The 21,585-nt window shown below is 52.3% G+C and carries 20 protein-coding genes, 1 riboswitch and 1 other annotated feature; of the genes, 11 read left to right on the top strand and 9 right to left on the bottom strand.

Annotation, left to right across the window (positions count from 1 at the left end; all coding sequences use genetic code 11):
• Positions 1 to 56: 56 nt before the first annotated feature.
• The 3 genes from NST43_RS19400 to glpK all read left to right on the top strand — a co-directional run bounded on the left by NST43_RS19400 (position 57) and on the right by glpK (position 3,847).
• A complete protein-coding gene (locus tag NST43_RS19400; RefSeq protein ID WP_036698191.1) occupies positions 57 to 773 on the top strand; it encodes a response regulator transcription factor in 717 nt (238 codons plus the stop codon).
• Positions 774 to 2,213, top strand: a complete 1,440-nt coding sequence (locus NST43_RS19395) for an ATP-binding protein (RefSeq protein ID WP_339218795.1) — start codon at positions 774 to 776, stop codon at positions 2,211 to 2,213.
• A gap of 119 nt (positions 2,214 to 2,332) precedes the next feature.
• Complete coding sequence (gene glpK, locus NST43_RS19390; RefSeq protein ID WP_339218793.1) at positions 2,333 to 3,847, top strand: glycerol kinase GlpK; 1,515 nt, start codon at positions 2,333 to 2,335, stop codon at positions 3,845 to 3,847.
• 102 nt (positions 3,848 to 3,949) lie between these two features.
• Here the strand turns inward: glpK and NST43_RS19385 are convergent, their stop codons facing one another.
• The 6 genes from NST43_RS19385 to NST43_RS19360 all read right to left on the bottom strand — a co-directional run bounded on the left by NST43_RS19385 (position 3,950) and on the right by NST43_RS19360 (position 10,650).
• On the bottom strand, positions 3,950 to 4,942 hold the full coding sequence (locus NST43_RS19385; RefSeq protein WP_339218791.1) for a 3-oxoacyl-[acyl-carrier-protein] synthase III C-terminal domain-containing protein: 993 nt from the start codon (positions 4,940 to 4,942) through the stop codon (positions 3,950 to 3,952).
• A 137-nt stretch (positions 4,943 to 5,079) separates the two neighbouring features.
• The gene (locus NST43_RS19380) at positions 5,080 to 5,430 is read right to left on the bottom strand and encodes a hypothetical protein (protein ID WP_209993943.1); all 351 of its coding nucleotides are present in this window, start codon (positions 5,428 to 5,430) and stop codon (positions 5,080 to 5,082) included.
• A 151-nt stretch (positions 5,431 to 5,581) separates the two neighbouring features.
• A complete protein-coding gene (locus tag NST43_RS19375) occupies positions 5,582 to 5,962 on the bottom strand; it encodes a carboxymuconolactone decarboxylase family protein (RefSeq protein WP_339218790.1) in 381 nt (126 codons plus the stop codon).
• 50 nt (positions 5,963 to 6,012) lie between these two features.
• A complete protein-coding gene (locus NST43_RS19370; protein ID WP_339218789.1) occupies positions 6,013 to 7,656 on the bottom strand; it encodes a thiamine pyrophosphate-binding protein in 1,644 nt (547 codons plus the stop codon).
• 117 nt (positions 7,657 to 7,773) lie between these two features.
• A riboswitch (cyclic di-GMP riboswitch) is annotated at positions 7,774 to 7,870 on the bottom strand.
• A gap of 501 nt (positions 7,871 to 8,371) precedes the next feature.
• Entirely contained in the window at positions 8,372 to 9,622 is a 1,251-nt protein-coding gene (locus tag NST43_RS19365; RefSeq protein ID WP_339218787.1) for a methyl-accepting chemotaxis protein, read from the bottom strand.
• Between the two features lie 74 nt (positions 9,623 to 9,696).
• Positions 9,697 to 10,650: a YafY family protein gene (locus tag NST43_RS19360; RefSeq protein WP_339218786.1), complete on the bottom strand. Its 954-nt coding sequence runs from the start codon at positions 10,648 to 10,650 to the stop codon at positions 9,697 to 9,699.
• A gap of 137 nt (positions 10,651 to 10,787) precedes the next feature.
• On the opposite strand from NST43_RS19360, the gene NST43_RS19355 reads away from it, so the two are divergent.
• A complete protein-coding gene (locus NST43_RS19355) occupies positions 10,788 to 11,630 on the top strand; it encodes an SDR family NAD(P)-dependent oxidoreductase (protein WP_339218784.1) in 843 nt (280 codons plus the stop codon).
• 81 nt (positions 11,631 to 11,711) lie between these two features.
• Here NST43_RS19355 and serA read toward each other — a convergent pair whose 3' ends face one another.
• Complete coding sequence (serA, locus tag NST43_RS19350; protein ID WP_339218782.1) at positions 11,712 to 13,304, bottom strand: phosphoglycerate dehydrogenase; 1,593 nt, start codon at positions 13,302 to 13,304, stop codon at positions 11,712 to 11,714.
• Positions 13,305 to 13,512: 208 nt separating this feature from the next.
• Positions 13,513 to 13,740: a binding site (T-box leader), on the bottom strand.
• A 113-nt stretch (positions 13,741 to 13,853) separates the two neighbouring features.
• Positions 13,854 to 14,759: a hypothetical protein gene (locus NST43_RS19345; protein WP_209993936.1), complete on the bottom strand. Its 906-nt coding sequence runs from the start codon at positions 14,757 to 14,759 to the stop codon at positions 13,854 to 13,856.
• A 67-nt stretch (positions 14,760 to 14,826) separates the two neighbouring features.
• On the opposite strand from NST43_RS19345, the gene NST43_RS19340 reads away from it, so the two are divergent.
• From NST43_RS19340 to NST43_RS19330, 3 genes are read left to right on the top strand one after another with little or no spacing between them, the layout of a single operon-like run.
• Positions 14,827 to 15,420, top strand: coding sequence for a CPBP family intramembrane glutamic endopeptidase (locus NST43_RS19340; RefSeq protein ID WP_209993935.1), 594 nt, complete (start codon positions 14,827 to 14,829; stop codon positions 15,418 to 15,420).
• Positions 15,417 to 15,794, top strand: a complete 378-nt coding sequence (locus NST43_RS19335; protein WP_339218780.1) for a hypothetical protein — start codon at positions 15,417 to 15,419, stop codon at positions 15,792 to 15,794. Before NST43_RS19340 ends, NST43_RS19335 begins: the two co-directional genes overlap by 4 nt.
• Positions 15,795 to 15,796: 2 nt before the next feature.
• Positions 15,797 to 16,636 (top strand): metallophosphoesterase family protein, encoded by an 840-nt coding sequence (locus tag NST43_RS19330; RefSeq protein ID WP_339225473.1) that lies wholly within the window; start codon positions 15,797 to 15,799, stop codon positions 16,634 to 16,636.
• Between the two features lie 93 nt (positions 16,637 to 16,729).
• Here NST43_RS19330 and NST43_RS19325 read toward each other — a convergent pair whose 3' ends face one another.
• Positions 16,730 to 17,647, bottom strand: coding sequence for a polysaccharide deacetylase family protein (locus tag NST43_RS19325; protein WP_339218779.1), 918 nt, complete (start codon positions 17,645 to 17,647; stop codon positions 16,730 to 16,732).
• Positions 17,648 to 17,732: 85 nt separating this feature from the next.
• Between NST43_RS19325 and NST43_RS19320 the strand changes: the two genes are divergently transcribed.
• From NST43_RS19320 to ypeB, 4 genes are all read left to right on the top strand, one after another.
• Positions 17,733 to 18,104: a hypothetical protein gene (locus tag NST43_RS19320; protein ID WP_339218777.1), complete on the top strand. Its 372-nt coding sequence runs from the start codon at positions 17,733 to 17,735 to the stop codon at positions 18,102 to 18,104.
• A gap of 230 nt (positions 18,105 to 18,334) precedes the next feature.
• Positions 18,335 to 18,949 (top strand): genetic competence negative regulator, encoded by a 615-nt coding sequence (locus NST43_RS19315; protein ID WP_036698160.1) that lies wholly within the window; start codon positions 18,335 to 18,337, stop codon positions 18,947 to 18,949.
• A gap of 77 nt (positions 18,950 to 19,026) precedes the next feature.
• Entirely contained in the window at positions 19,027 to 19,722 is a 696-nt protein-coding gene (prsW, locus tag NST43_RS19310) for a glutamic-type intramembrane protease PrsW (RefSeq protein WP_209993931.1), read from the top strand.
• A 310-nt stretch (positions 19,723 to 20,032) separates the two neighbouring features.
• Positions 20,033 to 21,391: a germination protein YpeB gene (ypeB, locus tag NST43_RS19305; protein WP_339218775.1), complete on the top strand. Its 1,359-nt coding sequence runs from the start codon at positions 20,033 to 20,035 to the stop codon at positions 21,389 to 21,391.
• Positions 21,392 to 21,585 lie beyond the last annotated feature (194 nt).

Genomic DNA, 21,585 nt, shown 5'->3' with positions numbered 1-21,585 from the left:
ACGCTTATGATCCAGGGTGACGTTCTACTGTAATTGATGAAGGGGTTGTTGTGTAAATGGCTGATCACTTGAATAGAATTCTGGTGGTGGATGACGAAGAACGCATCCGCCGCCTGCTCAAAATGTATCTTGAAAAAGAAGGCTATGAGATTGATGAGGCTGAGGACGGGGAGATTGCCCTGCGCAAAGCAACCGCCAATGACTACGGTCTGATTCTGCTGGATGTGATGCTGCCGGGTATTGACGGGATTGAAGTGCTGACCCGGCTCAGAGGGGTGAAGTCCACACCGGTCCTGATGCTTACCGCTAAGGGTGAGGAGATCAACCGGGTGCAGGGCTTTGAGATGGGGGCAGACGATTATGTCGTCAAGCCGTTCAGTCCGCGCGAGGTGATCTACCGGGTCAAGGCGATCATGCGCCGTTCTTCCGCAACAGCATTTTTGTCCAAAGAGAGTAATTCAAGCAACAATATCGTGTTCCCGTTCCTGATTATTGAGCATGATGCACACCGCGTAAGCGCAGGCGGCCAAGAGGTAAGTCTGACGCCCAAGGAATACGAGCTGCTGCATTATCTGGCCATCTCACCGGACAAGGTATTCTCGCGTGAGGAGCTGCTGAAGGATGTATGGAATTACGAGTTCTTCGGTGATCTGCGTACCGTGGATACCCATGTCAAGCGTCTGCGTGAAAAACTGAATAAGGTATCCCCGGAATCGGCAGCGATGATTACAACGGTATGGGGAGTAGGCTATAAGCTTGAGGTGCCTAAATAAGTGAACTTCTGGAGAAGCCTTGTCGGTAAGCTGTGGATCACGATCATCTTTCTGGTTGCTGTCGTGCTTATTACACTCGGGCTGTTTCTGCTGCCGTACATCGACAGTAATTTCACCAATTCCGGGGCGATCAAGCGCCTGTTCTTGTACACGTGCATGATCGGGTTTTCGCTGACCACCTTCTTTGCCCTGTTCCTGTTCACGAAGATCACACAACCGATGCAGCAGGTCATTGAAGCAGCGAATGCGATCCGCCGCGGCGAATATGGAACAAGATTGACCCTGGTCACGAGCGATGAGATCGGCCAGCTCGCCACATCGTTTAACCATATGGCGGAAGAGCTGGAAGAGAATATACGCAGTCTGAATAATGAAAAAGGGCATTTATCCAGTGTCCTGCGGAGCATGAGCGATGCGGTGATCACCTTCGATATCGAAGGACGGATCATCCTCACCAATCCGCATGGCCAGACCCTCCTCGAAACCTGGAGTGATCTTACCTGGGAGGAGGAAGAAGATAACGGAACCGTTCCGAAGGCCTCTACTTCCAGTGAGGTGCCGCCGCCGCTGTGTCCATTGTTCTTCAGCACCCTTGAGGATGGGGGCGATCAGCGCTCCAATGTTCATGTCCGGCAGGGGGTATGGTCGGTGCATATGGCACCGCTATATTCCGAAGATCATCTGCGCGGAGCCGTTGCCGTTCTGCGTGATGTGACGGAGGAGGTACGTCTGGAGAAGATGCGGCGTGATTTCGTGGCCAATGTATCGCATGAGATCCGCACCCCGCTGTCGATGATGCAGGGCTACAGCGAAGCGCTGCTGGACGGAATGGCCTCCTCACCGGAGGAGAGCAGCGAGCTGGTTCAGGTTATTCATGATGAATCCTTGCGTATGGGCCGTCTGGTGAAGGATCTGCTGGACCTGGCGCGCATGGAAGCAGGACATACAGATATGCTTAAGGCTCAGGTAGATGTGGGAGAATTGCTGGAGCGGGTATACCGCAAGTTCTCCGTCAGAGCCAAGGAGCGGGATATTATGCTTGAACTGAAGCGGCCCGAGCAGGAGCTGCTGCTGGGGGCTGCCGATGAAGACAAGCTGGAGCAGGTGCTGACCAATCTGCTGGATAATGCCTTCCGCCACACCCCGGCTAACCGGAGAATCTCCATTCTGGCAAGTACAGTAGTGCTGGAGGGCAGGAGTCTGGTGGAGATCGCGATCAGAGACCAGGGGGTTGGAATCAATCCCGAGGATCTGCCGTTTATCTTCGAACGCTTCTACAAAGCCGATAAAGCGCGTCTGCGCGGGGAGTCGGGCGGTACGGGGCTGGGGCTGGCAATCGTGAAGAATATCGTCGAATCGCATCACGGCAGCATTTATGCCTCCAGCAAGCTCGGAGAAGGCACCACGTTTACCCTGCGGCTTCCTGTCGAAAAACAGTAAACCAAGACCATGCATGACAGCGCCTCTGAGAGCAGAGGTGCTTTTTGTTGAAATCACCACATTAATATTGTTCATCGTGAAACATATTTCAAGCTAAGGCTTACAGGAGGCTGGGCATTATGATCTTATCCTTGGACCAAGGTACTACCAGCTCACGGGCAATTCTCTTTGATGCAGAGGCGGAAATGATCTCACAAGGGCAGTATGAGATCAAGCAATCCTTTCCCCGCCCAGGCTGGGTTGAGCATGACCCGGAGCAGATCTGGGAAAGTCAGCTTGCAGCAGCCAGAGATGCCATTGCAGCAAGCTCCGTACCGGCTGATCACATAACGGCTATCGGCATTACCAACCAGCGGGAGACGGCACTTATATGGGATAAAATCACAGGAGTGCCGATCTATCCGGCTATTGTCTGGCAGGACCGCCGGACGGCAGACCAATGTGAGGAGCTGAAGTCACGCGGGATGGCCGGAGTCATTGCGGACAAGACGGGGCTGGTCATTGACGCGTATTTCTCGGCCACCAAGCTGGCGTGGATTCTGGATCATGTGCCGGGAGCAAGAGACCGGGCAGCCAAGGGAGAGCTCCTGGCGGGAACGATAGACACCTGGCTGATCTGGAAGCTGACCGGGGGCGCTGTACACGCTACAGACGTTACCAATGCTTCAAGAACGATGCTGTATAACCTGCACGAGCGCCAGTGGGATGAAGAGCTGATGGACACGCTGCGTATTCCGCCGTCCATACTGCCGGGGGTAAGGATGTCGGGCGGAGACTTCGGTGTCTGTGACCCGCAGTGGTTCGGTCTGGAGATTCCTATCCGGTCGGTGCTGGGGGACCAGCAGGCAGCACTCTTTGGCCATACCTGTCTGGAAGCCGGCAGTGCCAAGAATACCTATGGAACAGGTTGCTTCATCCTTATGAATACAGGCACTGAAGCTGTGGCATCCAGTCACGGCCTATTGACCACGGTAGCCTGGGGCATGGGTGATGAGCTCTATTATGCGCTGGAGGGCAGTGTGTTTGTGGCTGGAGCGGCAGTGCAGTGGCTGCAGGAGGGGCTGGGGCTGATCGTCGCGCCCGCTGACTCGGAAGAGAAGGCCAGCGAGGTGGACGAGAGTGAAGGGGTTGTGGTGGTGCCGGCCTTTACCGGACTGGGTGCGCCTTACTGGGATATGTATGCGCGGGGTGCCATATTCGGCTTGACGCGGGGTACCACCTCCGCACATCTGGTACGGGCGACGCTGGAATCACTGGCCTTCCAGTCCCGTGATGTCATCGACGCCATGCAGAAGGATGCCGGCATGCCGCTCACCGGGCTAAGAGTGGATGGCGGTGCGGTGCGCAACAATCTGCTGATGCAGTTCCAGGCTGATATTCTGGGCAGCGAAGTGACACGTACAACCTATGCGGAGACTACGGCACTTGGTGCTGCGCTGCTCGCCGGGCTCACCTCCGGAGTATGGACCCGTGAGCAGCTGGAGAGCTTCAACACCGCCGAGAAGGTCTTCTCGCCGCAGATGGAGCCGGAGGAGCGGGAACGCAGATACGGCGCCTGGCAGGATGCTGTGTCGCGCACGATGGGCTGGGAGAAGCATGAGGGTAAGCACGAGGCAGACGTTAGAGCAGAGTAGTGGTATAGAACAGAAACGGCCCGCTGGCAGAAACTCTGCTGCGGGCCGTTTTTTTAATTGAAAATATAAGAAATTATATGTTTCACACGATAAACGGTAAGATTAGTACTCCATTACAAATGCGACATTCTGCCATCCGGCACCTACGGTCCAGAACAGGACCTTGTCTCCGCGTTCAAGCTGCCTTGTAGTGACGGCTCTGTGAAGGGCAATGAACGGGCTGCTGGTCGAGGTATAACCGAACTCGTCGCCTATGTAGACTGCGGCCTCAGGGTCAATGCCTATTTTGCCGGAGACCGCCTTGATGTTCGGAAGAGACAACTGTGAGAAGCAGGCAGCCTTGACCGACTCGGGGGCAATCCCGTTGTTGCTTAGCAGAGTGTTAATCGATTCGGAGGCGGCATCCACACAGATGGAATCATCGAACGGTATGAACTTCACATTGAACTCTCCTACAGCAACACCGGCGCGTCCGAGCTGAGCCAGGCCTTCTGCCGGGAAAAGGGAGTTGCCATACACACAGGTGTCTGTCTGATAGATAGAGTCTATGAAGCCGACCGAATGCTCATCGCGTTCCAGGATGAGCGCGGCAGCGGCATCACCGAAGTTCGCATAATACACTGGATCATTCTTGTCCGCATGCGGCGCTACGTAATCGGAGCCGATGACCAGGGCACGGCGGATTCTCGGGTTCGCCATCATCTGGCGGCTGACCTGTTCAACCGAAGCGGTCATTCCGGCACAGTTGGCATTGCTGTCAATACAGATGGTATGCGAAGCGCCGTTAATCAGGCGGTGAATCATCAAGGAGTTCGTTGGAAATATATATTCAGGGGTCTGGCTTGCATAAGCGATCAGGTCAATATCAGGGCCGGTTAGACCGGTCTTCTCCAGAACATTGCTTGCGGCTTCAAAAGCCATTGTCAGAGAGTTCTCATCCGGGCTGTCGATGCTGTAGCGGTTCTCACGGCCCAGAGTAGCCAGCAGTCCACGGATATCAATACCTTTGTCGTCAAAATGCTGAATGAAAAAGTCATTGCCGATTCTTTTGCCTGGATGGTAGATATCAATGTCCTTAATACGAATCCCAGCCATAGTGTAGACCCCCCAAAAGTTTTGTTGGCTATACTTCCTCGAATATATTCCGCAAACTCGCATCATAAACAGTCAAGCGGATTGGGTGTACTAAGCCGTGAGTTTCAAGCAGATGATTTTGGTTTAAAAAAGATTAACTAAGCTTGTACGGTTGAAGTGATCTCCAGGTTCTCAAGTCCGGCTTTGCGGCCCAGGCGGGCCAGCTGCATTTTGAGGATCGGGTTATTCTCCAGGGTAAGACTTACTTTCTGGAAGCCGTCTGCCTTGAACATGATGAAGCAGCCTTCAAGCAGCGGCACAACATCAGGAGCGGTTACATTCAGCTTGCGGCAGTCGATATCCAGCGCATATTCAGCAGGGGTAATCGGGTTGATGGTCTGCTGGTAAGCCTGAATAGATTTGAGTCCGTCCTCGTTAGAAAAGGTTCCTTCCAGCTCAATATTGATTATTTTCTTCGCAGTGTCTGTCTTCAAAATAAATTGTCCCATGTTGATCTCTCCCTATGTGTAAGTTGTAATACCTCCAAAATATCGTTCCTGCGACTCTATTCGACAAACCGCAGTTGAATTTGGGATATTTTACCTCCATTATAACCAGATCCGTCTAAAATGCGCAACCAGAAAGTCGAAAATTGTAGAATTATGAAGATTTTTCTCTGATCTCCTCCAGGGTATCCAGCAGCACATTAAAGGCCGAAATCACCCGGGGGGCACCGATACAAGGAACCAGATGCAGCAGCACACCCTTGATCTGCTCAACGGTCATGCCAACACGGAGCGCCATTACATAATGAACACCTAACTGCTCATATTGCCCCATCGTAATCAGAGACGAGATCACCGCAATCTCTTTCCAGTCAGAGCCAATCGTGGTCCGTTGAAAAATATCGCCATAGGCATTGCCCATGATATATTCGGCTAATTCCGGAAAATGCTCTTTGATTGGAGCCAGTGCCTTGGCCCCATAATCTCCTGAGAGATCAGTGAAATGATCGAGTCCGCTGTTCATGTTCTTGTTCACGCTTTGGCCTCCTGATAGTAAGTTGGAAAAGGTGTGTGAAAACGGCTTCCTTACGTAAGATCCAGTGTACGGTGGGCCGTAGGAGGCATCTCATCTCGGTCAGTCAACAGCTCAATGACAGCTGCCTTGTTAAGGGCTACAGCTTCGCGGATTGCCGCTTCGAACTCTTCCTGCGTCTCACAGCGAAAGCCGGCTGCACCCAGAGATTCGGCGAATTTCACGGCATCCATCGGAACCTCGAAGATCGTACCGTCAATCCGGCCGGTAGTTTTCTCCATGCCCTTGAGCGCCATATCCAGCTGCATATTGTTCACCACGATGAAAATCACCGGAATGTCCTGGCAAACGGCGGTGTTTATTTCAGCTCCGAGCATCATAAAACAGCCGTCCCCGGTAATACAGAAGACAGTCTCCCCGGGTGAGGCGGTCTTGGCGCCGATCGCCATGCCAATTGAATTGCCCATGCAGGCAAAGTAGGCATCGAATATGAAGCTGCCGGGCCTGCGCACATTGAACCATTTCACAGCATTGAAGCCATGGCTGCCGTCATCTACAAACACGCTGCTGTTGTACGGAATCAGATCGCTCATCGTGCTCAATACCGAAGCCAGAGAGAGCCCGTCCAGCACGGGCAGCTCGTCATTGTAATCATTGGAGATTGTGATTTCATGCTTGGTAACCGCAGAGGAGTCCAGCTTCTGGAGATACAGCGCCAGGTTGTCCCGCAAATCCCCGCCGACAGCGATGGTGGATGAGGACAGTATTTTGCCGACAAAGGTTGGATCTACATCGAACTGGATCAGCTGCTGGGGATGATTCTCCAGCTTGAGGTTGCAGATGGTCATATCGCTGAGACGGGAGCCCAGAACAATGAACAGGTCGCTATTGTTCAGTAATTCATCCCCGTGCGAGGAGCCGCCAACGCCGACAGGACCGTGATAGAGCGGGTGATCATAAGCTATGGCGCCTTTGCCGCCTGGAGAGGTGACTACAGGAATGTTGAAGGTTTCGGCCAGCTGGACCAGTTCCTGATGGGCCCCCGAGCGGTTGACGCCTTTACCGGCAATGATCAGAGGTCGGGCGGATTCATTGATCGCCGAAATAACCCGTTCATAGTTTTGGTAGCTGACCAGCCCTTCGCGTTCCGGCAGAACAATCCGGCATTCCGCGAGCCGCTCTGTCTGCACATCAAACGGAATGCAGAGATGGACCGGACCTTTTTTGTCACCGAGGGCGATGGATAGGGCATGGTTGAAAATCGTGCTGAAGTGATCGCCGCGTTCAACAAGCTTGCTGAAGAGGGTGGCCGGCCGGAACATATCCGCCAAATCAGCCAGATAGGAAGAGGAATCCTGACATTGGGGAATGCCCAGCTCCTTGATGGACTGGTGGCCAGTGATAAAGAGGACGGGAAGATTATTGGCCTTGGCATGCGCTGCTGCGGTGAGCAGGTTCGTTCCGCCCGGACCGGAGGTGCCGAAGGCTACCCCGAGGCTGCCGGTCTTCAGAGCATAACCGCTGGCTGCGAAGCCGGAGCTGGATTCGTGCCGGCCGGGAATAAACTGTATGCCATAGTCAACCATTTTCAAAGCGATGGGGCAAATAGACTTGCCAATGATTCCAAAAGAATGTGTCACTCCTAGATTACGTAATGCTTCCGCCATATAATCTGCAACTGTCTTCAGAACATCCACCCCGCAAGTTGTTATTTGTATACGTCAGCAATAGAAAACCTGTACTCAAAAATAGGAGCACAGGCCTGTTGCACGAATCACCATAATCAAACGCGAAACCTAAGGCGTTCACAGTTTTTCAGCAACCTGGCTGTCATGATCCCACTTCAGAAATGAGACTGTAGATCCATGGCTTTGCGTCATTCCCTTTCGGTGAATTTTGCCGGTATGCGGTTATAAATTAAGCAAAGGAGAATTTTCCTTTACAATATATTCCTTGCTCCTCTTTTGTCAATAACCCTTGTGAGAAGAAGCTCGGAATTTAGCGAATATTCAGGAGTAAAAATCGCTAGATATTTGGATTTTCAAACTTTTGAAAATGGTTGTCTCTGGAAGACTAAAGTCTTAAAATGCAAATGAATATTAAGGGCTATAATTTTGTAAAGTGAGCACAAAGCCTCATTGCATCCCGGGTTCGCTGCAAAACGTTATGATTTTATGAGAAATACAGGATTGAAATATCTGTTAATAGGTCTTAAGTATTGGCATGCTGGAGAGTCTGCTACTAGTTAAGCTATGGTACTAGAACATTTAAAGTAAAGAAGTGCAAAACAGGATTCTTCGTGTTATGCACAATTTCAACAATTTGTGAATATTACATAACATTCTTTGTTTTGCCCAAAAAAAGAGACACCTCCCGCAGAAAATTCCGCAGGCGTGTCTCTTTGTGCCGAGGCTAAAATTTGAAAATATGAATCGTTTTTTGCAGATTGAAGACTGCGGAGGTCATCTTCTCTGTCTCCTCAGCTACGGATTGCAGCGCGTGAATCTGTTCGTTCATCGCTGCGGATACCTCTTCGGTCCCTGCGGCGGTCTCCTGGGTGATGGCTGAGATATTCTCGATCGCCCCGGAGATCTTGAGCGCGCTCTCCAGCATAAGATCACTCTCTGCGGAGAAGGAGGCGATCTGCTCGGTTATGTATTGGACGCTATGTACAATTTGAGCAAAGATATTGGCCGTCTCCGTTATCATCTCATTCTGTACCTGGACTACCTCTTCGTTGATGGCGATGTTATCAATGGCCTGCTTGATATCCGCTTCAATGCTGCGTACCAGCCCGAACACCTCTTTGGTTGAAGCGGTGGATTCCTCGGCCAGTTTGCGCACCTCCTGGGCAACGACAGCGAAGCCACGGCCATGCTCGCCTGCACGGGCGGCTTCAATGGAGGCATTGAGTGACAGAAGGTTGGTCTGTTCAGCAATTTCGGTAATCGTCTTGGTAATCATCGTAATGCCGCGCGCGTTCTGCGACAGGGCTTCGATCGTATCCGCCACCTTCTGGGTAGCCTGGATGTTCTTGCGCATGCCTTCGGCTTGGGTATCCACCGATTGCCGGCCTTGTTCTACCAATTCCAGCGTATGTACAGACCTTCTATTCATTTCCTTGGTGGAATTCGTATAATTGGAGACTTTGATTTCGATATCCTTGATCGATTCGGTCATATCAGCGATATCCACCGAGATCTCGTTAGCACCGAGAGCCAGTTCATTGGAGGAGGAGGCCACCTGTGCCATTACAAACTTCAGGTTCTGATTCTTGTCTTCAATCCCGCGGCTGGCGTCCATAACCTGACGGGTAATCTGTGAGGCATCGGTGAGAATTTTTTTGAGCTTGTCAATCATGGTGTTGAAGGAGCGGCTAATGTCGCCCATGGAGCCATTCTCGTCGGCACGGCTGGTGAAGTCGCCTTTGGCAATCGTGTGCGTCACATTGGAGATGTCCTCGAAAGAAGATGTAAGCGTTCTCTCGATAAAGCGCGCAAGCGGGTAAGTCAGTGCTGCCAGGACTGCGACAAGAACAATGCCGATCAGCAGCCTGTCCATAAGGATTAGCGTGATTAAGACAGGAACAGCGAATAAAGCGGCAACCAGGTAACATCCGGTGACGATTTTTTGTTTCAACGGCAGCTTGTTCATCCAGTCCATAATGTAAAGTTCCCCCTATAAATAATAATGTGTATTGTAATATTATAGGGGATACTAGTGCATTTGGTCTATTATTAAAAATCGTATAATGCTGCCGCTTCACGCAGAGCCGAAGCAACCGTATCCGCAAGCTCAGGCGGTGCGGTCACCTTGATGCCCTGACCCAGGGACAGGATGATCCGGCACGCAGATTCCGGCGTGTTGAACTCGGCCTCGGCCCTGATCCAACCCGGGGCTTCAGAAGGCTCCTGGTGCAACAGAGTGACGTATCGCTCCTTCTGCAGCTCCTTCATCGTGAGATCCCTGACAAGCAGGCTGGCGGGGTACCTGGGCAAGGCAGACTTGAACGCGGCGGTGGAGGCCTCCCAATAGTGTGGCAGGTCGAAATCCTCCGGCTGCTCAAAAGACTCCTCTGTGACTTTGGCCTCAGTGATTCTGGAGACCCGGTAAGTCCTCAGCTCGCCATCATGCCCCGCGACCAAATACCAGACGCCGCGCTTGACTACCAGCCCCAGCGGTGAAACCAGCCGCTCGGCAGTGTCCTCCCCGCGCAGATAGGTGATTCGCACCTTGCGGTTCTCCCATAAGGCTCCTTGCAAAGCGGATAGGGAGGGATAGGTCTCCCCGGAAGGATGCCACCCGGCTCCGTCGATGTGAATCCGCTGGCTGAGGAAGCTGAAGGGGGTGACGGGCTGCCTGGTAGCGACGGCTTGCAGCTTGCGGGCGGCCGAGGAGAACTCCTCCTGAATACCCAGAGCGCGCAGAATCGCCGGATCAGCGGGTACCAGCAGCGCAGCAATCTCCTTGGTGTTCATTCCGGTCAGGGAATTCCGGTAGCCTTCCGCCAGCTTCCAGCCGCCTTCCCGGCCTCGCTCCGCCAGCACGGGGATGCCGGAGAAGCTAAGTGCCTCCATATCCCGGAAGATTGTACGTTCGGATACCTCCAGCGTTTGTGCCAGCTCCCGGGAGCTGATTTTGCCGCGGCTCTGTAAAAGTTGAACGATAGTGATCAGACGGTCTGCTCTCATTCGGAGGCCTCCCTGAATTTATTATTTGATTATATATGTCAGTGGTTGTCATGTATAAGGTCTATATTAGACAAGAGTACGGATTAGCGCAAATGATCTTCTAATCCGGGCAAGATAGATGAAAGGGAGCGGATTAAATGACAAATCTGCAAGGGAAAGTGGCATTGGTTACAGGAGGGAGCAGGGGAGCGGGCAGAGGCATTGCGCTGGAGCTGGCGAAGGCAGGTGCCTATGTGTACATTACGGGCAGGAATGCAGGTACACCGCAGGAGCAACATGCGAGGACGCTTGAAGGTGTGCTGGCTGAGATCCGCCGTTCAGGCGGGGACGGAGCCGTGATCCGCTGTGATCATACCAATGACAGTGAGACAGAAGCTGTAATCCGGCAGATTAGCGCAGAGCAGGGCAGACTGGATATCTTGATTAACAATGTCTGGGGAGGCAACAATTTGCCGATCTGGAATAATCCTTTTTGGGAGCTGCCTACGGAACATTGGGACAATATGTTCACTTCAGGTGTAAGGGCGCAGCTGATGACCAATTATTATGCCATTCCGCTGATGCGCAGCGAAGGAGCGGGGGCGGGTAAATTAATCGTCCATACGACCTTCTGGGATGAGTATAAGTACACCGGTAACTTCTATTATGATTTGTCCAAAAATGCGCTGGTGCGCATGGCCTACGGGTTGTCTCTCGAACTGGCAGCGGATGGCATCGCGGTGATCCCCGTCTCTCCCGGCTGGATGCGGACCGAGCTGGTCCTGGACAGCTTCGGTACAGATGAGGAGCACTGGACAGAGGAGGAGGGGCTAAGGACGACCGAGTCAACAGCCTTTGTCGGACGCGCAGTTGCAGCGCTTGCTGCTGATCCTGAAGTGATATCCATGACGGGTACTCCCCAGAAGGTAGGGGACCTGGCACGGAAATACGGCTTTACGGACACCGATGGCCGGCAGGTGCCAGCATTCCGGATTTCATAGTAAAACGCAAAAAACACTCTTTGGAAGTGCGCAGCTTAAGCCCGCACTCCCGAAGAGTGTTTTATTGTGGAGAAATAAAAATTAGAGCAGAATGATCTCCTCAGCGGTGTTGATCTCCGGCAGTCCGGCCAGCTTCACCAGGACCTCCTTCGGCACACCCTTATCAACGGTCAGGAGCATAATGGCGGCTCCGCCGATGATAGTACGGCCAACCTGCATGGATGCGATATTGACGCCGTTCTCGCCAAGCAGGGTGCCGACGAGTCCGATGATACCCGGTTTATCATTATGCGAGATGACAAGCTGGTGGCCTTCTGGAGCAATATCGACCGGGAATTTGTTGACCTTAACAATCCGTTCGCCGTAGCCCTGCAGCAGGGTGCCGGCAACCAGACGCTCTTCATCATGCTCAGCCTTGAGTGTTACTGTGATGAGATTGGTGAAGCCTTTGGTTTTGGAAGCCTTGGTCACCACTACGTTCACATCGCGCGTCTTCGCCAGATGCATCGAGTTGACGATGTTCACATCTCCGGCGAAGTGGCGGGTGAGTACGCCCTTGACGACATAGCGGGTAAGCGGCTGGGTATCCACATCCGAGAGATCGCCGGCATACTCCACATGGATCTCGCGGATCGCCCCGTCCGTAATCTGAGTAGCGAAGCTGCCCAGCTTCTCGCCGAGGGTGAAGTACGGCTGCAGCTTGTTCATCACGCTAGGCGCAACCGGCGGAATGTTCACCGCGTTGATGAATGGTTCGTTGCGCAGGATATGGAGGACCTGCTCCGATACATCGATGGCCACGTTCTCCTGGGCTTCAATCGTCGAAGCACCCAGATGCGGAGTCACGATAATCTTCGGATGTGTAAGGAACGGGTGGTCCGCTTCAGGCGGCTCCTTCTCGAAGACGTCGAAGGCAGCACCGGCTACAATGCCGCTGTCAATCGCTTCTACCAGCGCCATTTCATCGATGACACCGCCACGGGCACAGTTAATGATGCGCATACCTTTTTTCATCACTTCGAATTGCGGACGGGAGATCATGTGCCGGGTCTCCGGGGTAAGCGGTGTATGAACAGTAATGAAGTCGGCACCACGGACAATGTCATCTACCGAAGCAAGCGTCACTTCCATTTTCTCTGCACGGTCAGCCGTCAGGAACGGGTCATAGGCAAGGATGCTCATGCCGAAGGCTTTGGCGCGTTTGGCAACCTCGCTGCCGATCCGGCCCATACCGAGTACGCCCAGTGTTTTGCCGCGCAGCTCTACGCCGAGGAAGGTCTTTCTGTCCCATACGCCGGAAATTGTCTTCGCATAGGCTTGAGGAATATGACGGGCCAAGGCCATCATCATGGCAAAAGCATGTTCACAGGTCGTAATGGTGTTGCCGTCCGGAGCATTGATAACAACTACACCGCGCTGGGTGGCTGCCTCCAGCTTGATATTGTCCACGCCTACTCCGGCACGGCCGATAACCTTGAGATTAGTACCGGCTGCGATAATTTTGTCCGTCACGGTAGTCTGGCTGCGAACGAGTAAGCCGTCATATTCGCCAATGATTGCAATTAGCTCATCTTCACTTAGTCCTGTTTTCTTGTCTACAGTCACATCGCTTGCGTCCATCAATTGCTGAATGCCCAAATCGCTGATCGGGTCCGATACTAATACTTTAAACATGGTCTCTTGTCCTCCTTCAAATGGGAAAGCTAATATATGCCAAGGATCACCGGGTAGGGTAATCCGCAGTACCAAATCCTACAAGAGGCAGAATGAACAGCTTAACACTGAAGTAACGCGTTGTCGTATAAAAGAATCAGCGTGCAGAGATACCGAATTCACGGGTGTATGGCAACAAAAAAACTCCCAACCCCATACTACTGCCGTAGTAAGGGACGAGAGTTGTCGTGGTACCACCCTAATTCACTGTAGCGGTTAAGCTACAGCCTCATTGGCCTGCAAAGGCCACACTGGTAACGGAGTGATCCGATTGTATCTACTCTTGTGTTCAATACAATATCTCAGGAGCGCTAAAGATTAATGTCCGCCACCGGTTCTCACCACCCACCGGCTCTCTGAAGACTGCAACTAATCTTTGTTCCATCATCGGTTTTGCTTGATTAATTTGTCATAATGTAACATGGTGATGCCAAGTGTGTCAATAGGATTCTTCGACGGGGGTCCGCCTTGAAGTGGACCGTAATTTTCGTTATGATGCAATAACTGGTCCTACTCGTAGAAGAAAGGGAGCTGCGGCATGATTTCCTTGTCGTAATATTGTTCCCGCCACTTGATGAAGTCCTGCTCCTGCACCGCACCGGTGGAGATGAGCAGGGTGACGGAAGACTGAATATCATTCAGCTTCAGCGAGCTGGCGGTCCCGGAGTAGATCATGTCATCAATCTTGGCAGTGATATCCTGCGGATCATATCCGGCGTAAATGCCGCGGTTCAGCATTATATTAGCGATGGAAGCATTCTTGAGCAGCAGCGGCATTTTTTTCCACTGAATGAATGAGAGTGTCTTCAGCTCACCGGACTGCTGCGGAATGGAAGCGTTGGTCTTCGACCCCCATTTGAGCATGGAATCATAAAAGTTCTTTTGGGCCAGCAGCCCGAATCTCACGGCACTGCTTGTGAAGTTGTCGCTTCTCAGCAATTTGGCGGCTTCGGCGCCGGAAGCATTCGCAGTCACCTTGCCGGAGGCTTGGGAGAAGAGCGTGAGACTCTTAAGAATATTAAGCTGAGATTCATAGAGCATCGGCGAATTGGTGAAGAGCGAATCCTGGGTAACTTTATCATACTGCTTGTCCGCCAGAATACTCAGATTCTTCAGCGTTGCCGCATTCTGGCGTGCATCCGTGCTGCGGGCAAGACCGTCTACCTGAACGTTCCAATTGCGCTTGAATTCCCGGTAAGGCAAAAATACGTTATGATAAAAGGTGACAAGATCCTGCTGCTGATAGGAGCCGGAGAATTCCTGGGCGCTTGGGTGGCCGTTCAGCTGTGAATACTTGGCCTCCGTCTTGTCAGCTCCAACCTTTACTCCCGTAAAAAATGAAGCGAATGCGGATATTAGAAAAAACAAAAAACCTAGTGTGTACATCATTTGAGTGCGGGAGGTACGGCTGTTCATGATTAAGTGCTCCTTCGTATAGGTGAATTATCTTATGTAAAAACATTTATAGAACAGGCAGGTTATAATGAAAAAATTCAAATTGGGTGACATCAAAATTAAAAAGGCCGATCCACAGCAGTTAACAGACAAGCTGTTACTCATTAATCTGTATATTACTCAGGGCCTTACCTTGTTTATCGGTTTGATATGGATATTATTACAGAAAAGAAATCCTATTCACATATTAAATTTTCCGGATAGTGTACATTTCGTGTATTGGGGCCTTGGCCTCGCAGTCATTATGCTGGTTGTTGATTTCCTGCTGACCCATATTGTTCCTGAAGACAGCATGGATGACGGGGGGATTAATGAGCTGCTGTTCGGCAAACGGCCCTTGTGGCATATCGTTGTTATTTCGGCAGTGGTTGCGGTGTGTGAGGAGCTGTTGTTCCGTGGAGCGATCCAGCATTCCCTTGGACCGTATTGGACGAGTATACTGTTCGCTGTTATTCATGTCCGTTATCTGCGGCACTGGATTCCTACAGGCTGGGTCTTCCTCAGCAGCTACGGTCTTGGGCTTATCTATATCCATTCGGGCAGTCTGTGGGCACCTATATTGTGCCATTTCCTTATAGATTTGTTCTCCGGTATGGTTATTCGTTACAGGAGGGTGTCATGACAGAACAATTAAGCCGGGTAAGATCCCGCCAGAAACAGCAGAAGATAGAACAACAGCCTCCGGCCAGAGCAGACAAGCGTCAGCCTGCTTCCGGGGCAGCAGAAGAGCGTGCGGGAAGTCCGGTACCGGTAGCAGGGACCCTGTCCAGAAAAGAGCGCTTGTCGGGGCGCCGTGCCTCCAGAAAGCCGGAGCGTGAGGCGGCACAGCAGGAAGGGGAACAGACTCCATCGCGTGCAGAGAGCTATCCGTCAGAACGAATCCGGTTCAGTAAAATGTTCATCAATTCGCTGATTGTTTTATTTCTGATGCTGCTGGGCTTCCTCCTGTGGTGGGGAATTAACGGGGCACCGGATCTGGGGAGCCTATGGAGTTGACGGTGCTGCTTATTCTACTTGGTGTATGTCTTGGGGGAGCAGGGATCATGGGTCTCCTGATGGTTGCTGCTGCCTTCAAAAAACGGTTGAATCATCAGGATATTTTACTGGAGCGGCTACCTGCCGTGTTCGACGGCTACCGGATACTGCTCATTACGGATATTCACCGCCGCCGTCTGCCGGAGGAGATGCTGACCCCGCTGCGGGGGAAGGTGGACGCTGTCTTCCTGGGCGGTGATATGACGGAGAAGGCCGCTTCCATAGAACGCCTGCTGGAGAATATGACACTGGCCGCCTCCATTGCGCCTGTGTATGCCGTTCACGGCAATCATGATTACCGGGCGAATATCAGTCTTGTGGATAACATCATCCGGGGAAGCGGAGCCAGGCTTCTGGTGGATGAGAACTGCATCATTGAGCGGGACGGTGCGAAGTTTATTCTGACCGGGGTGGATTTCCCGAGGCAAGGCGGCAAGAAGGCCTACGGGCCTCTGCCTGCTGTGGCTGAAGCGGATGCGGAAGCCTTCCGGATCATCCTCGTGCATGATCCGCTCTGGCTGTCCCGGCAGCATGAGGTGCCTGCTGACCTGATTCTGGCCGGGCATACTCATGGAGGCCAGGTTGTACTGCCTTTGATCGGGAACCGGCATGCCGACGAGTTCTACCGCAGGTATAATGCGGGGATGTATGAGATTCCCCGGAGCTATGGCGCGGCTCTCCCGCCGCTGAAGATGCTGATCAGCCGGGGGTTCGGCACGGCACATCTGCCGCTGCGCTGGCGCAGTCCGGCCGAGATGCATGTGCTGACCCTGCGCTGCGGACAGCAGGGCTCCGGTTCTTAGGGAATAATGTGAGGGATACTTAACACGACAAAAAACGGCTGCCCTCATTTGCGGGGCAGCCGTTTTTGCTTGTTCGATGGACGAATTCAGAGCTTAGCGCATCTTCAGCTCAATGCTGCGCGGATCTACAAAGCTGTAGCCCTTGCCCTCAAGCGTAGTAAGCAGAGTGTCAAGCGCCTCTACCGTCCAAGGCAGCTCATGCATCAGGATATTGCTACCGGAATGCAGCTGATCGGTCACATTGCTGATTAGCTTGCTGGTCTTGTCCGTATCCTTGGCTTTCATTTCCCAGTCGAGGGAGCCATTGGACCAAGTCATATAGAGCATGCCGTTTGCAGCGGCAATTTTTTTGCCTACGTCACCGCCGGCACCATGCGGCGGGCGGAAGAAGTGAGGGGTCTCGCCGGTAATTTCCTTGACGATCTTTTGAACATCTTCAATCTGCTTCTTGACTTCGGCTTCCGGCTTATCCTTCAGCACAATGTGATCCCAGCTATGGTTGCCGAGCACGCCGCCCCGTTTGTGAATCAGCTCCAGCAGCTCGGGATGCTCCTTTACCCGGTAACCGTTGACGAAGAAGATCGCCTTGGCCTTGTGCTTGTCCAGCGTATCCATCAGCGGATTGATTAAATCCGCTTCCTTCGGTCCGTCATCGAAGGTCAGCAGGACTACCTTCTTGTTCGTCGCCGGATCATTCGGGACAATGTCATAATTCTTGTTCATATGGTACAGCAGCGGCACCTCCGCATCGCTGGCCGCAGGTGTCGGCTGCGCTGCGGGACTGTCCGTCCCGCTTGATGCGGCAGGAGTGGCCTCCGGTGATGTTGTCGTATCAGGTGCAGGCGATGCGATCGACTCCGCTGTTGCCGTTGCTGCCGCAGCCGGCTGGGTTGCCGCAGGCTGCGGCGTCTTCTCCGCTGCCGGGCTGCCTGTATTCCCGCTGTTACTGCAAGCTGACAGCAGACAAGCCGCCAGGAGCAGCGTTATTGTTGCTTTACCCACTTTTTTCATCTCGCTTTCTTGTTGTTTGGCTGTATGAGCGGCTACCTTTCCGCGAACACTAAGCATGATTTTACCATACAAGGAGGTTGGAGATATGAATACTTCGTCATTTCTGTGCGGGGTGCTGATTGGTGCAGCCGCCAGTATGATTATGTCCAAAAAACGCAGCGCCATGATGTCTGCGTTGCTGCACTCGAACGGTTCTTCCTACAATGCGGGTGACAAAGCCAAGGACAAAATTATGGGGATGGCCATGACCGGCTTCGGCAGCACGGCAGCGGGCAGCGGCCATGACCACTCTGGCTCTCATGCATCCGGCGGGGACAATCACAAAGAGGATTCCCTGTTAAAGTCCAAAGAATCAAATTTGAACATGCTGAAGGATTTCATCCGCAGCAACCCTGATGTGAAGCATGAAGTGGAGCAGATTCTCAAGGATACTCATACAGCCATACCGGGTTTGTAACCGGATCAGGCCATTGCAGAATCATTTTGGCGGTGCTGGCATCGCTGAAGTGGTTCTTTTTTAATATGGCTTTACATATAATGGGCAGCAAAATGGGCTAAATCTATATTTATTTACGTGCATTTGTAGCTTCGAAATGATAACATACTTACATAGTAACCATTTTTGGCTCATTACTCGGGACTCATCATACATTAATATTAAATGAGCTTGCAAAGGAGGATCCTGTCATGAGAATAGAGCGATTAAGTCAAGATAAGATACGGATTTTCCTCACTTTTGACGACCTGAGCGAGCGGGGCATCCAGAAGGAAGATATGTGGCAGGAGGTTCCCAAGGTGCACGACCTCTTTACGGAAATGATGGATCAGGCGTACAGCGAATTAGGTTTTGACGCCACAGGTCCGCTTGCCGTGGAAGTGTTCGCATTGCCCGCGCAAGGCATGGTCGTTATAGTGACCCGGGGGAAATATGATCACCATCAGTACGGTGGGGCCGGGGAAGATGAATTGCCTGAAGAGATTTACGAAATGGAAGTTACGCTTGAACAAAGCGACTCCATTGTGTATGCATTCCGCGATTTCGAGGTTCTGGTGGAAGCGGCTCATGTGCTCATCGGCAATATTACTTCTCAAGGACAACTGTATTCTTATAATGATAAATGGTATCTCTACTTCGATCCGAAGGAATTTGAAGAGGCCGCACTGTCAGGACTGGTAGGCGTGCTTGCAGAATTCGGAGATTCATCTCCGGTGACTCAGGCTGTTTTGGCCGAATACGGCAAGACGGTTATGGCAGAGAATGCCATTCAGACCCTGTGCAATCATTTTAAACGCCAGGAATAAGGGATAGACGGGAAGGCGCCGGTCCGGCCTTTACGGGCTTCAGCAGACATTAGGTTAAGCGCAAGGGAGGCTAATCGGTGCTTTTGTTATCGGTCATTACGTCAGCAGTAGCACCGGGACTTGCGCTGCTGACTTTTTTCTATCTGAAAGACAAGTACGACCAGGAGCCGCTTCTCATGGTGCTGAAGGTGTTTTTGCTGGGCATGATGATCGTGCTGCCGGTGATGATTATCCAGAGGGGGCTTGTGCTGGGGCTGGACGGCGGTCCCTATGTGGATTCCTTTTTGATCTCAGCGGGTGTGGAAGAAGCCCTGAAGTGGTTTGTGCTGTACCATATGATTTACAATCATACCGAATTTGACGAGCCCTATGATGGAATACTATATGCCGTAGCGATCTCGCTCGGCTTCGCAACGATAGAGAATGTAATGTATGCGTGGTACAGCAATGCTTCAATCGGCACCATGATCCTAAGGGCGCTGCTCCCGGTCTCCGGACATGCCATGTTCGGCGTAATTATGGGCTACCATATGGGCAGAGCCAAGTTCTCCGGCGGGGTCAAGACCCGCAAGATTCTGCTGATCTCATTGCTCCTGCCTTGGCTGTGGCATGGAATTTATGATTTTCTGCTCGCCACGACAGCTAACTACTGGATCTGGTTTATCGTACCCCTGATGGCTGTTTTATGGTACGGAGGCATGGGGAAGGTAGCGCGGGCCAACAGCCGTTCCCCGTTTCGCTTTTTGAAGCGTGAGGAAGAGGTTAACCTATAATCGAGATGGACACACTTAATCCTACAGGGCAGTTCCTTAAGGCTAGGAATTCCAGGAAGGAGAGAGGTGTCTTTTTTTGCGAGTAAAAGTTCGGATTGTCTGCAAGCAGTGCGGTGAAACCTACATATTAAGAGGGAACAAGGAGCAGGGGGTTGTGCAGACCGGTTTCAAGCAATGTCTGTGCAGCTGTGTAAGCGGCTTTGAGATTGAGGAACGGGCCTGAAGACCGGATTCTTGAAAAAGTGCATAAGACTTCTCAGTTATTGTCAAACTAACGGCAATAAGCTACTGAAAGGAGCTATGCGGACCTATGTACAAAAGATTAAGTGCCATAATGTTCCCGCTTACCGCACTCTTGCTGCTCGGAGCGCTAGTCTGGGGATATCAGGAGAATCAGGAGAAGAATTCGATTCTGATCAAGGCGGAGAACCAGTATCAGCGCGCGTTCCATGATCTGTCCTTTCATGTGGAGCGGCTTCACGGGGAACTGGGAAATACGCTTGCGGTGAACACTACCTCTAACGGAAGGCACCGCAAGGGACTGGTCAATGTATGGCGGATTACCAGCGAGGCGCAGAACGAGATTAACCAGCTGCCGCTGACGCTGCTGCCGTTCAGTGAGACGGAGGAGTTCCTCTCCAAGATCGCTAATTTCTCCTACAAGGCTGCGGTACGTGACTTCACGAAGAAGCCGTTGACAGAGGGCGAGATGGCGAATCTGAAGACGCTCTACGAGAATTCGGCTGAAATCTCCAAGGACCTGCAGACGGTTCAGGACAAGGTCATCGGCAAGAAGCTGCGCTGGATGGATGTGGAGACTGCGCTGGCTACAGAGCAGAAGGCCGAAGACAACACAATCATCGACGGGTTCAAAACAGTAGACAAACGCGTGGCGGCTTATCCGGAGCTGGACTATGGCCCCTCGGTTGCAAGCATCTATGCCAAGCGGTCGGTGAAGAAGCTGGGCGGCAAGCCGGTTACCGGAGAGCAAATCAAGGCCAAGGCGTTGAAATTCGCCGGACTGGGCGGGAAGGCACAAGTGAAGATTCAGGAGAACGGGAAGGGGACCGAGTGGGCTTCTTACACAGCCAATGTGACTTCCGCGGATCATAAGGAGCCGGTCTCGATGGATTTCACGGCGGAAGGCGGACTGTTGATCTCATACAACGACAACCGTGAGGTAGGGCCGGCCAAAGTATCCATGAAGCAGGCGGTGGAGAAGGCGGGCAAGTTTCTGGAGAAGAAGGGATATCCCGGCATGACCGCAGTCAGTGCGGATCGTTATGACAACCTGGGCAATCTGACCTTCGTCAGCAGCCAGGACGGCGTGCTGATCTATCCCGAGAAATTGACGGTTCGCGTCGGGCTGGACACCGGTGAAGCTACAGGGTTCCAGGCCAGCGACTATGTTCATGAGCATAAGGAGAAGCGCGAGCTGCCTAAGCCGCAGCTGTCTCTGGCTGAAGCCAGGGCGATGCTTAACCCCGAGTTCAAGGAGCTGTATAACAGGCTCGCCTGGATCGAGAATGAGGATGCTGTGGAACTGCTGACTTATGAATTCGGCGGCAAAATCAACGGCTCGCAGTTCAGAATTTATCTGAATGCCGCAGACGGCAATGAGGAAGCGGTGGAACAGATCCGCACCTCCTCGGGAGCGCAGGACAAATAGCCGGGATTCGCCGGGGCGGCCTAAGCACGGCTATACGGCTATATAGAGAAGACGCATTTCCGGAAGCGGGAGGCGTCTTTTTTTTGCAATGAAATATAGATAGGCTTCACGCTGGGGGTAACGGGGACGGTTCCATGCCTAATAATATTTCTGACCGGCTATGAAAGGGCATGCTATAATCGGTTTAGCATTTA

It is taken from the genome of Paenibacillus sp. FSL H8-0332 (assembly GCF_037963835.1).
Taxonomy (GTDB): Bacteria; Bacillota; Bacilli; order Paenibacillales; family Paenibacillaceae; genus Paenibacillus_AQ; species Paenibacillus_AQ rhizoplanae.
This window is presented reverse-complemented; position numbering and strand designations above follow the sequence as displayed.

Bases quoted from the DNA above. Each gene is read 5' to 3' on its own strand.
- NST43_RS19335 (WP_339218780.1), top strand. From the start codon at position 15,417: ATGACAGAACAATTAAGCCGGGTAAGATCCCGCCAGAAACAGCAGAAG.
- NST43_RS19365 (WP_339218787.1), bottom strand. From the start codon at position 9,622: ATGGACTGGATGAACAAGCTGCCGTTGAAACAAAAAATCGTCACCGGA.
- glpK (WP_339218793.1), top strand. From the start codon at position 2,333: ATGATCTTATCCTTGGACCAAGGTACTACCAGCTCACGGGCAATTCTC.
- NST43_RS19400 (WP_036698191.1), top strand. From the start codon at position 57: ATGGCTGATCACTTGAATAGAATTCTGGTGGTGGATGACGAAGAACGC.
- NST43_RS19315 (WP_036698160.1), top strand. From the start codon at position 18,335: ATGAGAATAGAGCGATTAAGTCAAGATAAGATACGGATTTTCCTCACT.
- NST43_RS19355 (WP_339218784.1), top strand. From the start codon at position 10,788: ATGACAAATCTGCAAGGGAAAGTGGCATTGGTTACAGGAGGGAGCAGG.
- NST43_RS19340 (WP_209993935.1), top strand. From the start codon at position 14,827: ATGAAAAAATTCAAATTGGGTGACATCAAAATTAAAAAGGCCGATCCA.
- NST43_RS19345 (WP_209993936.1), bottom strand. From the start codon at position 14,759: ATGAACAGCCGTACCTCCCGCACTCAAATGATGTACACACTAGGTTTT.
- NST43_RS19320 (WP_339218777.1), top strand. From the start codon at position 17,733: ATGAATACTTCGTCATTTCTGTGCGGGGTGCTGATTGGTGCAGCCGCC.
- NST43_RS19380 (WP_209993943.1), bottom strand. From the start codon at position 5,430: ATGGGACAATTTATTTTGAAGACAGACACTGCGAAGAAAATAATCAAT.
- serA (WP_339218782.1), bottom strand. From the start codon at position 13,304: ATGTTTAAAGTATTAGTATCGGACCCGATCAGCGATTTGGGCATTCAG.
- ypeB (WP_339218775.1), top strand. From the start codon at position 20,033: ATGTACAAAAGATTAAGTGCCATAATGTTCCCGCTTACCGCACTCTTG.
- NST43_RS19325 (WP_339218779.1), bottom strand. From the start codon at position 17,647: ATGAAAAAAGTGGGTAAAGCAACAATAACGCTGCTCCTGGCGGCTTGT.
- NST43_RS19385 (WP_339218791.1), bottom strand. From the start codon at position 4,942: ATGGCTGGGATTCGTATTAAGGACATTGATATCTACCATCCAGGCAAA.
- NST43_RS19360 (WP_339218786.1), bottom strand. From the start codon at position 10,650: ATGAGAGCAGACCGTCTGATCACTATCGTTCAACTTTTACAGAGCCGC.